The organism is Novosphingobium rosa NBRC 15208, from assembly GCF_001598555.1.
Lineage (GTDB): Bacteria > Pseudomonadota > Alphaproteobacteria > Sphingomonadales > Sphingomonadaceae > Novosphingobium > Novosphingobium rosa.
The window spans coordinates 19294-31469 of sequence record NZ_BCZE01000005.1 but is presented as its reverse complement, the minus strand read 5'-3'; the positions used below and the strand labels follow the sequence as shown (position 1 = coordinate 31469).

Sequence of the window (12176 nt, the reverse complement as noted above, 5' to 3'; positions counted from 1 at the left end):
GGATGGAATTAAGATCATGCGTGGGTTTGCTGTCGCGGTGCTGGGCGCATCGCTGGTTCTGGGTGGATGCGTTGAGGGCATCGCCCGTGGCCGGGTTCAGGCGGCGCTCACCCACGCAGGTCTCTCCCAGCCGATGGCCGAATGCATGGCCCAGCGCATGGTCGATCACCTGACGATCTCGCAATTGCGCAAGCTGGAAGCGCTGCAGGGCCCCAAGCGTTCGGCGATGGATTATGTCGCGGCTGTCCAGCGCATCAACGATCCGCAGGTGATTCAGGTGACGGCTTCGGCGGCCGGGGCCTGTGTCGCTCAGGTTGGGCCCTCGGGCTTGGGAAGCTTGCTGCAATAGGGGGCATGGGCTAGGCGGAATCCCATGGACAGTGCCGAAGCCCAGATCACCCGCTCTCCGCTGGCTTGCGATCCCCTGCGCTCACGCGGGCGTGAGTTCCCCATGGAGGGCGGCATCGCGCGCGGTCCGCGCAGCGAGTATCAGCGCGACCGCGACCGCATCATCCATTCGATCAGCTTCCGCCGCCTGCGCCATAAGACTCAGGTGTTTATCGCGCCCGATGGCGACCATTACCGCGTTCGCCTGACGCATAGCCTTGAGGTGGCGCAGATCGGCCGCGTCATCGCCCGCCAGCTGGGTCTGGACGAGGATCTGACCGAAGCCCTGTGCCTCGCGCATGACATCGGCCACCCGCCCTTCGGCCACAGCGGCGAGGATGCGTTGCAGGAGGCGCTGAAAGAGCAGGGCGGCTGGGATCACAACGCTCAGGCGCTGCGCACGCTGATGCGTCTGGAAAGCCCCTATTGCGGGCATGATGGCCTGAACCTGACATGGGAATTGCTGGAGGGCCTGGCCAAACACAATGGCCCGGTGCGCAGCCCCGGCTGGGCCCTGCAGGAGCTGGATGCGGCCTTCCCGCTCGATCTGGCCGAATGTTCCTGCCTTGAGGCGCAGGTCGCCGCGATTGCCGACGACATCGCCTATGACAATCACGATATCGACGATGGCCTGCGCGCCGGTTTCCTCACGCTGGACCAGCTGATGGAGCAGCCCTTCGTGGCCGAGCAATGGTATGCCGTGGAGCGGCGCTATCAGGGCGCCCCGCGTGACCGGCAGCTGCGCGAACTGGTGCGCAGCCAGATCGGCATCATGGTCAACGATGTGATCGCCGAGACGCAGCGCCGCATCGCCGGACTGCAAACGGTCGATCAGGTTCGCCATGCTGGACAAGCCTGCGTCGCCTTCTCGCCCGCGATGGCGGAGGAGGAGCGCCGCCTGAAGCGCTTTATGTACAGCCGCCTCTATTACCACCCCGAGCAGCTGGAAACGGCAGGCAAGGCCAAGCTGGTGACGGCGGGCCTGTTCGCCGCCCTGCGCGCCGATCCGTCGCTGATGGGCGAGGACTGGCTCTCCCGCATGCCCGAAGCCGAACCAGACCGCAGCCGCCACATCGCCGACTATATCGCCGGCATGACCGACCGCTTCGCCATCGCCCGCTATGCGCAGATCCACGGCAGCGCGCCAGAAGGGCTCAGCAACGTCTGATCCTGCGGACATTTGCCGCATGTCTAGAACGGATGCGACGTGTTTGGTGGACAAGGCGTCAAATGCCCTTTGACTCAGAACCCGCAACAGTGAATGGCGCAATCAGTCACTAATCCATGCGGGAGAGTTTCTCGCGATTCGCTCGAAAGGGTGGGTTTGCGAGACGCCGAAGGAGCAACCGCCCCGGAATCTCTCAGGCACAAGGGACCGTGTGGATTGACAGTGACGCTCTGGAAAGTGCGCTTTCGCCTTTTGGCGGGAGAGCCGCCGAAGGGGTAAATCCGGCGTGCGTTGGTCGCAAACGCGCTGGGCTAAGCTCTCAGGTTTCCGTGACAGAGGGGGCACCAGATCTGGTGCAATCTGTAGGGAAGCCCGAGTTGTGAGCGATTCAAACCAACATGACGAATCCGTCGATGTCGATGGCGACGAGATCCCCGCGATCCTGACCCTGCCGCTGGATGGCTGGCACCGTGAGCGCGGCGCGCGCATGGTGGAATTCGCCGGTTACATGATGCCGGTGCAGTATGAAGGCATCATGGCCGAACATCTCTGGACGCGTGAGAGCGCTGGCCTGTTCGATGTCAGCCATATGGGCCAGCTGGTGGTCAGCGTTGAGGGCGAGGATCAGTCGGCGGTGGAAGCCACGCTGGAAGCCCTGCTGCCCGCCGACCTCTCGATCCTGAAGATCGGCCGCATCCGCTATTCGCTGCTGCTCGATGAAAACGGCGGCATTCTCGATGACCTGATGGTCACCCGCTGGAAGAACGGCTTCTTTGTGGTGGTGAACGGCGCGACCAAGTGGGACGATATCGCCCATCTGCGCGAAAACCTGCCCGACGACATCACCCTCACGCATCGCGACGAGCATGGCCTGCTGGCCCTGCAGGGCCCCAAGGCCGCCGCTGCTCTGGCCTCGCTGGGCCTCAAGCCCGCGCTGGCCGATATCGTGCCGGTGGAGGAACTCTCCTTCATGCAGGCCGGGCCCTATGAGTGGAACGGCATCGAGCTGGGCGTCAGCCGCTCGGGCTACAGCGGTGAAGATGGCTATGAAATCAGCGTGCCTTACGAGGGCATCGTCGAGTTCGCCACCGCTCTGGCCGCCCACGACGATGTGAAGCCCATCGGCCTTGGCGCGCGTGACAGCCTGCGTCTGGAAGCTGGTCTGCCGCTCTACGGCCATGATCTGTCGCCCGAGACCGATCCTGTCAGCGCCAACCTGACCTTTGCGCTCTCCAAGCGCCGCCGCGAACAGGGCGGCTTTATGGGCAGCGATCATGTGCTCAAGGTGCTGGCCGAAGGCCCCGCCACGCTGCGCATCGGCCTGAAGCTGGAAGGCCGCCAGGCCGCCCGCGAAGGCGCCGAAGTCTATGCCGGTGACGTCAAGGTCGGCACGGTCTGCTCGGGCGGTTTCGCGCCCAGCCTGGGCCATCCCATCGCCATGGCCTATGTCGATGCCGCGCATACCGCGCAGGGCACCGCTCTTTCCATCGACGTGCGCGGCAAGAAGCTGCCCGCCACCGTCGTGCCCATGCCTTTCCAACCCACCCGTTACTATCGCAAGGGAGCCGCCAAATGACTCGCTATTTCACCAAGGAACACGAGTGGATTCAGGTCGATGGTGACACCGCCACCGTCGGCATCACCGATTTCGCTCAGGAATCGCTGGGCGATATCACCTTTGTCGAACTGCCCGACGCGGGCCGCGCCGTTACGGCGGGTGAAGCTGTCGCCGTGGTGGAATCGGTGAAGGCCGCCAGCGATGTCTACGCGCCTGTCGCCGGCACCATCGTTGAGGGCAATGCTGCCCTCGACGCCGAGCCCGAGCTGGTCAACACCGCCGCCGAAACCGACGGCTGGCTCTTCAAGCTGACCCTGACCGATGCGGCTGCTCTGGGCACCCTGCTCGATGAAGCCGCCTACAAGGCCTATATCGCGGAGCTCTGATCTCACGATGCGTTACCTTCCCCTGACCCCGGCGGATCGCACCGCCATGCTCGCGGCCGTCGGCGCCGGCACCATCGACGATCTCTTCGCCGATGTGCCCGCCGATGCGCTGCTCTCCGGCCCCGTTGAAGGCCTTGCCCCGCACGCCAGCGAAATGGCGGTGGAGCGCCATATGGCGCGTCTGGCGGGCAAGAACCTGTCGGCGGGCGCGGCGCCTTTCTTCCTGGGGGCAGGGGCTTACAAGCACCATATCCCGGCCAGCGTCGACCATCTGATCCAGCGCGGCGAGTTCCTGACCGCCTACACGCCCTATCAGCCGGAAATCGCGCAGGGCACGCTGCAGGTGCTCTTCGAGTTCCAGACGCAGGTCGCGCGCCTGTTTGGCACCGATGTGGCCAATGCTTCCATGTATGACGGCTCGACCGCATGCTGGGAGGCCATCGCCATGGCGGGCCGCGTCACGCGCCGCAAGAAGGCGGTGCTCTCGGGCGGTCTGCACCCGCATTACGTGGGCACGGCCGAAACCATGGCCAAGTTCACCGGCGATGTGATCGAGGCGCGCTCGCCCGTGCTTTCGGCCCAGCCCGACGATGCCGAGGTGATCGCCGCCATCGACGACCAGACCGGTGCCGTTGTGGTGCAGTATCCCGATATTCTGGGCCGCATCCCCGATCTGGCCGCGATTGCCGAGGCCGCCCATGCCAAGGGCGCGCTGCTGGTGGTGGTCGTCACCGAGCCGGTCGCACTGGGCCTGATCGAGGCGCCGGGCCATCTGGGCGCGGACATCGTCGTGGGCGAGGGGCAGTCGCTGGGCGTCGGCCTCAACTTCGGCGGGCCTTATCTGGGTCTGTTCGGTGCTTCGGAGAAGTTCCTGCGCCAGATGCCGGGTCGCCTCTGCGGTGAAACCGTCGACGCCGAGGGCAAGCGCGGTTTCGTGCTGACGCTCTCCACGCGTGAGCAGCATATCCGCCGCGAGAAGGCCACCAGCAACATCTGCACCAATGCGGGTCTTTGCGCGCTGGCCTTCAGCATCCATATGAGCCTGCTGGGCGGCGAGGGCCTCAGCCAACTGGCGGCGGTCAACCATGACCGTGCGCGTCAGACGGCGGAACGTCTGGCCCAGATTCCGGGCGTGACGGTGCTGAACGATGCCTTCGTGAACGAGTTCACCGTGGTTCTGCCTGCCGACGCGCGCGAAGCCGTGCGCTCGCTGGCCGACAAGGGCGTGCTGGGCGGTGTCGCTTTGGGCCGCCTCTATCCGCAGGACAAGGCGCTGCATGCCGGCCTGCTGGTGACCGCGACCGAATGCACCACCGATGACGACATTGAAACGCTGGCCCTCACGCTGGCCGACGTTCTGAAGAAGGGGGCCTGAGATGAACGCTCCGAATGCATCGGGCTGGAAGCCTGAAATGGTGGCCGATGATGGCTCCGTGCAGCCCATGACCGTCAGCGGTGACAAGGGTCTTCAGCTTGAAGAGCCCCTGATCTTTGAACTCAACCGCGCGGGCCAGACCGGCGTGGACATCGATGCGCCCAAGCGTGGCCCGGTCGCTGGTCTGTTGAAGTTCCTGCGCAAGGCGCCCGCCGCTCTGCCGGGCCTGACCGAGCCGGAGGTGGTGCGCCACTACACCCGCCTGTCGCGCCAGAACTATGCTATCGATCTGGGGCCGTTCCCGCTGGGTTCGTGCACCATGAAGCACAATCCGCGCCTCAATGAGAAGGTCGCGCGGATGCCCGGCTTTGCGGACATTCACCCGCTGCAGCCCAAGCACACGGTCGCTGGCGCCTTTGAAGCCATCGCCGAACTGTCGGACTGGCTGATCGGCCTGACCGGCATGGCCGCCGTGGCCCTGTCGCCCAAGGCCGGTGCCCATGGCGAGCTGTGCGGTCTGCTCTGCATCCGCGCCGCGATCGAGGCCAAGGGTGAAAAGCGCCACATCGTGCTGGTCCCCGAAAGCGCGCATGGCACCAACCCCGCCACCGCCGCCTTCGCCGGTTTCCGCGTGGAGAGCATCCCCGCGACCGAGGATGGCCGCGTGGATATGGAGGCTCTCATCAGCCGCCTCGGCCCCGATGTGGCTGGCGTGATGATCACCAACCCCAACACCTGCGGCCTGTTCGAGCGGGATCTGAAAAAGATCTCCGACGCGGTGCATGCCTCGGGCGGTTACGTCTATTGCGATGGCGCGAATTTCAATGCCATCGTCGGCAAGGTGCGCCCGGGCGATCTGGGCGTGGACGCCATGCACATCAACCTGCACAAGACCTTCTCCACCCCGCATGGCGGTGGCGGTCCCGGTTCGGGTCCGGTGGTGCTGTCGGAAGCGCTGGCGCCCTTCGCGCCCTTGCCCTTCGTGCAGCGCGAGGCCGATGGCCGCGTGCATCTGGTGGAAGAGGAAGAAATCGCCTCGACCGGCCATGCGCAGAGCTTTGGCCGCATGGCCGCCTTCCATGGCCAGATGGGCATGTTCACCCGTGCGCTGACCTACATCCTCTCGCATGGCAACGATGGCCTGCGTCAGGTGTCGGAAGACGCCGTGCTGAACGCCAATTACATCCTGCGTGCGCTGGAAGACGTGCTGGAGGCGCCCTTCGCCAAGGCGGGCCCCTGCATGCACGAAGCGCTGTTCAGCGATGCCGGTCTTGCCGCCGGTTTCTCGACGCTGGACATCGCCAAGGGCCTGATCGACGAGGGTTTCCACCCGATGACGGTCTATTTCCCGCTGGTGGTGCATGGCGCGATGCTGATCGAGCCGACCGAGACGGAAAGCCGCGCTGGCCTTGACCGCTTCATCGCCTCGATGCGCTCGCTGGCGGAGCGGGCCCGCGCGGGTGACGAACGCCTGAAGACTGCGCCGCACTTCACCCCGCGCCGCCGCCTCGACGAAACGCTGGCCGCGCGCAAGCCCGTGCTGGTGTGGAAGGGCGACAAGGCCTGAATGCGTGCGCCACGCCGAGAGGCTGGCGCGACGTAGACAATAACGGGAGCGCGAGGGGGTAAGCCCCTCGCTTCTCTCTCTCTCTCTTTCTTCTTGGCATCCCCTGTCTCCGTGTTATCATTATAACACAGTCACAGGGGATCCATTTATGCAAAGCGCCAATCCTTACAGCCAATGGATTCCCATTGCGGTGATCGTGGTGGTTCTGGCGCTGCGCAGCCGCCAGATCGGGCGGGAGCGCCCCTTCCGCCCGGCTCTGTCGCTGATCCTGCCGGTGATCGCTCTGGTGGGGATCACCGCTCTGCTGGTGACTCGCCCGCCCGAGCCTCTGGGCTGGGCCGCTCTGGCCGGAGGGATGGTGCTGGGCGTGCCGCTGGGCTGGCAGCGCGCGAAATTCACCCATATCGGTCGCGATCCGGTCACGGGCGCGCTGTTTATCCGCCAGTCTGCAGCGGCGATGATGCTGCTGATCGGCGTGATCGTGCTGCGCCAGTTCGCCCGCTATGAAATGATCGAGGCGGGCGCGGCCCATGCCGCATGGCTAGCTCTGGCCAGCGATGCGCTGATCGGCTTTGCGGTGGGCAGCATCTGCACCTTCCGCGGTGAATTGTATCTGCGGGCACGCTCTATTCTGGCGGCATAACGGCAGCGCGGGCGCGAACCCGCTCTCGCCAGACGATCACCAGCCCGGCGGCCACCACCAGAGGCGCGCCCAGCCATGTGCTGGCCGGTGGCATCTGGTGGAAGACCAGCCAGCCATAAAGCGTTGTCCAGATCAGCGAGGAATAGTCCATCACCACCACGGTCGAGACCGGCCCATAGCGCAGGGCCGCCGTCAGCAGCAGTTGCGCCAGCGTGCCGATGCTGCCCATCGCCAGGATCATCGCCCATTGCAGCGGCGTGTGATGCGTCATGGTGAAGGGCAGGGTGGGCAGCATCAGCAGCGTGCCCGCCAGCGAGAAATAGAACACCACCGAGAGTGGCGTCTCCGTGCGGCCCATATCGCGCAGCTGGATCGACACCACCGCGACCATAAAGCCCGAGCACAGCCCCACCAGGGCCCCAATCGGAGAAATGGGCATGGCGCCGGGCCGCGCGATCACCAGCACGCCCGCAAAGCCAAGAGCCACCGCCAGCCAGCGCCAGCGCCCGGGCTTTTCCTTCAGAAACAGCGCTGAAAGCACCACCGCGAACATTGGCGTGGTGAAGCCCAGAATGGTCGCCACCGCCAGCGGCAGCAGGATCGTCGCGCCGAAATTGGCCAGCATGCCCACCATCCCCATCAGCGAGCGTGTGCCATGGCTCTTGAGGCGGGTGGTTTTCAGCTGCCACCACTGTCCCCGCAGCGCGACCCACAGCGCGAGCAAAGGCAAGGCCCCCGCCTGCCGCCAGAACATGATCTCCGGCAAGGACACGCCCATCTGATGCACCAGCTTGACCAGCATATACAGGCTGGACATCGCCAAGGCTGCGGCAAGCCGCAGGCCCAGCGCCAGAAAGGGACGTTGATGAACAGGCATGAGTTTGCGTTTACCCGCAAGCGTCGTTGAGGCAAGAGCGAGCGATGGAATTGGACTTTGCGAAATGCGCATGGGTCGCGGGTCTTGCGGCCCTGCTGGCCGTGACGGGCTGGCTGGCAGACCGGCGACGGATGCGCCGCGCCGACCCGGACGCCGTGGGCTGGGTGCCGTGGCGCGGGGTGTCGTTCTGGGCGACGATGGTGGGGGTGCTAGCCGCAGCTGGGGCGGTGAAGTTCTGGATGGTTTCTTAAGGGGTTTAGAAGAGATATGCGAGGGGGTTACCCCCTCGCGCTCCCATGAATGTCTACCTTGCGCTTAGGGTTCGGCCAAGGCGCTCAGTTTGCTGCGCCGCAGGCTTTTAGATTGTTGGCGCAGCCTGTCGTTGGCAGATGACCTGCCTGCGGCGCTCGGCTTGTGCAGGTGGATAGTTCGGGCGCAAGGATCGGGAACTGTTGCCGTTTCGCCGGAAGACGTAACGGGGGTGCAGGGGGCGATGGCCCCCTGCTTCAATCCTTCTTACAAACAGGCTTCCAGATAAGCCTGATCGAACCCGAACTGCCGCGCCTTTTCAAGCGTGTAAGGCCGCAGGCCGGAAGGGCGGAACTCGCCGATGATCTTGCCGTCCTCGCTCTCGTCGAGATATTCGAACTTGAACAGCTCCTGAGTCACGATCACATCGCCTTCCATCCCGATCACCTCGGTGATGTTGGTGGTGCGGCGGCTGCCGTCGCGCAGGCGCTTGACCTGCACGATGATGTCCACCGACTCAGCGATCTGGCGGCTGATGGCTTCCTTGGGGATCTTGATGTCGCCCATCAGGATCATGTTTTCCATACGGCCCAGGCACTCGCGCGGGCTGTTAGCGTGGAGCGTACACATCGAGCCATCGTGGCCGGTGTTCATGGCGGCGAGCAGGTCGAAGCACTCCGCGCCGCGAATTTCGCCCAGGATGATGCGGTCGGGGCGCATACGCAGGGCGTTCTTCACAAGGTCGCCGATGGTGATGGCGCCCTGGCCTTCGAGGTTTGGCGGGCGCGTTTCCAGCGGCAGCCAGTGCGGCTGCTGCAGACGAAGTTCGGCGGCGTCCTCGATGGTCAGCACACGCTCGCCCGGGTCGATCATCTTCGACAGGGCGTTGAGCATCGTCGTTTTACCCGAACCCGTACCGCCCGAGATGACGATGTTCATACGGCAGGCGCCCGCGATTTTCAGTGCGGTACACATCGGGTCGGACATCGAGCCGAAATCGCGCAGCATGTCGAGCGTGATCGGCTTTTCGGAAAACTTACGAATCGAGATCGCCGTCCCGCGCAGCGAGAGCGGCGGCACGATCACGTTGACGCGGCTGCCGTCCTTCAGGCGGGCATCGGCCAGCGGCGTGGTCTGGTCGACGCGGCGGCCGACCTGATTCACGATGCGCTGCGCGATCTGGAACAGATGCTGCTCATCGCGGAAGCGGATAGTCGAAAGGGTCAGCTTGCCCTTCTTTTCGATGTAGGTCTGATCCGGCCCGTTGACCATGATATCGGACACGTCGGGATCGCCCAGCAGCTCTTCCAGCGGGCCGAAGCCGAGCAACTCGTCAATCAGCACCTTTTCCAGCGCGAACTGCTCGCGCCGGTTGAGCGTGATCTTCAGCTCGGCCAGCACCTCCATGATGATGGGGCGGAATTCCTCGGCCAACTCGTCCTTGGTCAGGGTGGCGGCGGCTTCGGGGTCCACACGCTCCAGCAGGCGCGGCAGCACCTCTTCCTTGATCTTGTGGACGCTGGCCTCGAAACCCTCGGCCTTGTGCGTGTTCTCGACCGTGGTGTTCATGCGCTCGTCGAGGCGCGCCATGGCCTCGCTGCGCAGCGGTTGAGGCGCGGATGGCGCGGGAGCCGGAGCAGGCGCCGGGGCAGCCGATTCGGCCGGCAGCGGCGGGAACTGCTGCCCATTCGCAGGCGGCTGCTGAGGCTGTGCCGCCGGAGCCGCACCACCCTGCATGGGCCGCGCCACGCCGAATTGCGGCCGCGCGCCTTGCCCGAAGCTGGTGGGGCCGTTGCGTCGCCCGAATGCGCTCATAAGTCTCGATCCCTGATCACGTACCGGCCACAGCCCAGCTGGGTGTGGCGTATGATGCTTGGTGAATAAGATGGAAACTTTGAGGATTTGCTAATGAGTAAGCACGGGTGAGGGGGATTACGGGGAAGGTAGGAGGAAAAAGGAAAAGCGAGGGCCATCGCCCTCGCGTTCCCTTTACGTCTCCCGGCGATGGGGTAGTGGCCCCCGATCGCTGGGCTTAACCTCTCCACCTGCGCGACATAAAGCGCCGCAGGCAAGCACGTTAAAGCCTGCGGCGCGGCAATCCGGGCGCAGGGCCGAACCCGATGCGCAACGTAGACAAACCCGGGAGCGCGAGGGCGATGGCCCTCGCATTTTCACTTCCAAACCCCTTGAACAAAGAAAAACCGGGCAACGGAACCCCGCCACCCGGTCTTTCAAATCACGGAAGGGCCAGAAAATCAGCCCTCGACATGCTCCGCCAGCACGGTGAGGCCGCTGGCGCTCACCTCGGCGAAGCCGCCCGAGACGATGATGTCTTCCGGCGTGCCGTTCTCCGAACGATACACCTTCAGCACGCCGTCGCGCACGGTGGACATGAAGGGCGCGTGGCCTTCAAGCACGCCGAACTCGCCTTCCGTGCCGGGAACGACCACCATGTGGACGCTCTCGGACCGGACCAGACGCGCAGGCGTGACGAGCTCGAAATGCAGTGCCATGGATCAGGCCTCCGCAGCCAGCTTCTTGCCCTTTTCCACGGCTTCGTCGATGCCGCCGACCATGTAGAAGGCGTTCTCGGGCAGATGGTCATATTCGCCATCGACCACAGCCTTGAACGAGCGGACGGTGTCCTCGATCTGCACGAACTTGCCGCTGATGCCGGTGAAGACTTCGGCCACGTGGAAGGGCTGCGACAGGAACTTCTGGATCTTGCGGGCGCGGGCGACGGTGAGCTTATCTTCTTCCGAGAGCTCGTCCATGCCCAGGATCGCGATGATGTCCTGAAGCGACTTGTACTTCTGCAGCGTTTCCTGAACGCGGCGGGCGGTCTCGTAGTGCTCCTGGCCGACAACGGCGGGCGACAGCACGCGCGAGGTCGAGTCCAGCGGATCCACGGCGGGGTAGATGCCCAGCTCGGAGATGGCGCGGTTCAGCGTGGTCGTTGCGTCCAAGTGGGCGAACGAGGCAGCCGGGGCCGGATCGGTAAGATCGTCCGCGGGAACGTAGATCGCCTGCACCGAGGTGATCGAACCCTTGGTGGTGGAGGTGATGCGCTCCTGCAGGGCGCCCATGTCGGTCGACAGGGTGGGCTGATAGCCCACGGCCGAAGGAATACGGCCCAGCAGAGCCGACACTTCCGAACCGGCCTGGGTGAAGCGGAAGATGTTGTCCACGAAGAACAGCACGTCCTGGTTTTCCTGGTCGCGGAAGTACTCGGCCATGGTCAGGCCCGACAGAGCGACGCGCGCGCGGGCGCCCGGCGGCTCGTTCATCTGGCCGAACACCAGAGCAACCTTCGAACCATCGGGGGTCGGGTTGCCGTCGGCGTCCTTGGCGATAACGCCGGCGTCGAGGAATTCGTGGTACAGGTCGTTGCCCTCGCGGGTACGCTCACCCACGCCGGCGAAGACCGAGACGCCGCCGTGGCCCTTGGCGATGTTGTTGATCAGTTCCTGAATGAGCACGGTCTTGCCCACGCCGGCGCCGCCGAACAGGCCGATCTTGCCGCCCTTGGCGTAGGGGGCCAGCAGGTCGATGACCTTGATGCCGGTGACCAGAATGGCCGCTTCGGTCGACTGCTCGATGAAGGGCGGGGCTTCGGCGTGGATCGGGGCGAACTGGGTCGCGTTCACGGGCCCACGCTCGTCGATCGGCTCGCCGATGACGTTGAGGATGCGGCCCAGCGTCTGCGGGCCCACGGGGACCGAGATCTGCGCGCCGGTGCTGGAGACCGGCTGACCACGGGTCAGACCGTCGGTCGAGTCCATGGCGATGGTGCGGACGGTGTTCTCACCCAGATGCTGGGCCACTTCGAGAACCAGACGGTTGCCGTTGTTGGTGGTTTCCAGCGCGGTGAGAATGGCGGGCAGTTCGCCGTCGAACGAAACGTCGACGACGGCGCCGATGACCTGGCTGATCTTGCCAGTGGAGGTGAGCACGGTGGCCATAGGG

12 protein-coding genes and 2 riboswitches are annotated in these 12176 nt (G+C 64.8%); of the genes, 8 read left to right on the top strand and 4 right to left on the bottom strand.

Annotation, left to right across the window (positions count from 1 at the left end; all coding sequences use genetic code 11):
* Positions 1-16 precede the first annotated feature (16 nt).
* The 7 genes from SR3_RS02170 to SR3_RS02140 all read left to right on the top strand — a co-directional run bounded on the left by SR3_RS02170 (position 17) and on the right by SR3_RS02140 (position 7084).
* Positions 17-349 (top strand): hypothetical protein, encoded by a 333-nt coding sequence (locus SR3_RS02170; protein ID WP_068080197.1) that lies wholly within the window; start codon positions 17-19, stop codon positions 347-349.
* Between the two features lie 24 nt (positions 350-373).
* Positions 374-1555, top strand: a complete 1182-nt coding sequence (locus tag SR3_RS02165; protein WP_174549120.1) for a deoxyguanosinetriphosphate triphosphohydrolase — start codon at positions 374-376, stop codon at positions 1553-1555.
* Positions 1556-1664: 109 nt separating this feature from the next.
* A riboswitch (glycine riboswitch) is annotated at positions 1665-1775 on the top strand.
* A riboswitch (glycine riboswitch) is annotated at positions 1776-1901 on the top strand. It abuts the riboswitch before it with no gap.
* A 33-nt stretch (positions 1902-1934) separates the two neighbouring features.
* On the top strand, positions 1935-3131 hold the full coding sequence (gene gcvT / locus SR3_RS02160) for a glycine cleavage system aminomethyltransferase GcvT (protein ID WP_084454846.1): 1197 nt from the start codon (positions 1935-1937) through the stop codon (positions 3129-3131).
* Complete coding sequence (gene gcvH, locus SR3_RS02155) at positions 3128-3499, top strand: glycine cleavage system protein GcvH (protein ID WP_068080195.1); 372 nt, start codon at positions 3128-3130, stop codon at positions 3497-3499. The genes gcvT and gcvH overlap by 4 nt, the downstream gene beginning before the upstream one ends.
* Before the next feature lie 7 nt (positions 3500-3506).
* On the top strand, positions 3507-4874 hold the full coding sequence (gene gcvPA / locus SR3_RS02150) for an aminomethyl-transferring glycine dehydrogenase subunit GcvPA (protein ID WP_068080193.1): 1368 nt from the start codon (positions 3507-3509) through the stop codon (positions 4872-4874).
* A 1-nt stretch (position 4875) separates the two neighbouring features.
* Entirely contained in the window at positions 4876-6441 is a 1566-nt protein-coding gene (gcvPB, locus tag SR3_RS02145) for an aminomethyl-transferring glycine dehydrogenase subunit GcvPB (RefSeq protein ID WP_068080191.1), read from the top strand.
* Between the two features lie 148 nt (positions 6442-6589).
* Complete coding sequence (locus SR3_RS02140) at positions 6590-7084, top strand: CcdC protein domain-containing protein (RefSeq protein WP_068080189.1); 495 nt, start codon at positions 6590-6592, stop codon at positions 7082-7084.
* Here the strand turns inward: SR3_RS02140 and SR3_RS02135 are convergent.
* The gene (locus SR3_RS02135) at positions 7068-7961 is read right to left on the bottom strand and encodes a DMT family transporter (protein WP_068080187.1); all 894 of its coding nucleotides are present in this window, start codon (positions 7959-7961) and stop codon (positions 7068-7070) included. The two genes, SR3_RS02140 and SR3_RS02135, sit on opposite strands and share 17 nt — an antisense overlap.
* Positions 7962-8005: 44 nt before the next feature.
* Between SR3_RS02135 and SR3_RS02130 the strand changes: the two genes are divergently transcribed.
* Positions 8006-8212, top strand: coding sequence for a hypothetical protein (locus SR3_RS02130; RefSeq protein WP_068080184.1), 207 nt, complete (start codon positions 8006-8008; stop codon positions 8210-8212).
* 265 nt (positions 8213-8477) lie between these two features.
* On the opposite strand, the gene SR3_RS02125 is transcribed toward SR3_RS02130, so the two are convergent.
* The 3 genes from SR3_RS02125 to atpD all read right to left on the bottom strand — a co-directional run bounded on the left by SR3_RS02125 (position 8478) and on the right by atpD (position 12172).
* Positions 8478-10025 carry a CpaF family protein gene (locus SR3_RS02125; RefSeq protein WP_068080182.1) on the bottom strand — a complete coding sequence of 516 codons (1548 nt, stop codon included), beginning with the start codon at positions 10023-10025 and terminating at the stop codon, positions 8478-8480.
* Between the two features lie 440 nt (positions 10026-10465).
* Positions 10466-10723, bottom strand: a complete 258-nt coding sequence (locus SR3_RS02120) for an ATP synthase F1 subunit epsilon (RefSeq protein ID WP_068080180.1) — start codon at positions 10721-10723, stop codon at positions 10466-10468.
* A gap of 3 nt (positions 10724-10726) precedes the next feature.
* Complete coding sequence (atpD, locus tag SR3_RS02115; protein ID WP_068080178.1) at positions 10727-12172, bottom strand: F0F1 ATP synthase subunit beta; 1446 nt, start codon at positions 12170-12172, stop codon at positions 10727-10729.
* Positions 12173-12176 lie beyond the last annotated feature (4 nt).

Bases quoted from the DNA above. Each gene is read 5' to 3' on its own strand.
- SR3_RS02120 (WP_068080180.1), bottom strand. From the start codon at position 10,723: ATGGCACTGCATTTCGAGCTCGTCACGCCTGCGCGTCTGGTCCGGTCC.
- SR3_RS02135 (WP_068080187.1), bottom strand. From the start codon at position 7,961: ATGCCTGTTCATCAACGTCCCTTTCTGGCGCTGGGCCTGCGGCTTGCC.
- SR3_RS02130 (WP_068080184.1), top strand. From the start codon at position 8,006: ATGGAATTGGACTTTGCGAAATGCGCATGGGTCGCGGGTCTTGCGGCC.
- SR3_RS02165 (WP_174549120.1), top strand. From the start codon at position 374: ATGGACAGTGCCGAAGCCCAGATCACCCGCTCTCCGCTGGCTTGCGAT.
- SR3_RS02140 (WP_068080189.1), top strand. From the start codon at position 6,590: ATGCAAAGCGCCAATCCTTACAGCCAATGGATTCCCATTGCGGTGATC.
- gcvPB (WP_068080191.1), top strand. From the start codon at position 4,876: ATGAACGCTCCGAATGCATCGGGCTGGAAGCCTGAAATGGTGGCCGAT.
- gcvPA (WP_068080193.1), top strand. From the start codon at position 3,507: ATGCGTTACCTTCCCCTGACCCCGGCGGATCGCACCGCCATGCTCGCG.
- atpD (WP_068080178.1), bottom strand. From the start codon at position 12,172: ATGGCCACCGTGCTCACCTCCACTGGCAAGATCAGCCAGGTCATCGGC.
- SR3_RS02170 (WP_068080197.1), top strand. From the start codon at position 17: ATGCGTGGGTTTGCTGTCGCGGTGCTGGGCGCATCGCTGGTTCTGGGT.
- gcvH (WP_068080195.1), top strand. From the start codon at position 3,128: ATGACTCGCTATTTCACCAAGGAACACGAGTGGATTCAGGTCGATGGT.
- SR3_RS02125 (WP_068080182.1), bottom strand. From the start codon at position 10,025: ATGAGCGCATTCGGGCGACGCAACGGCCCCACCAGCTTCGGGCAAGGC.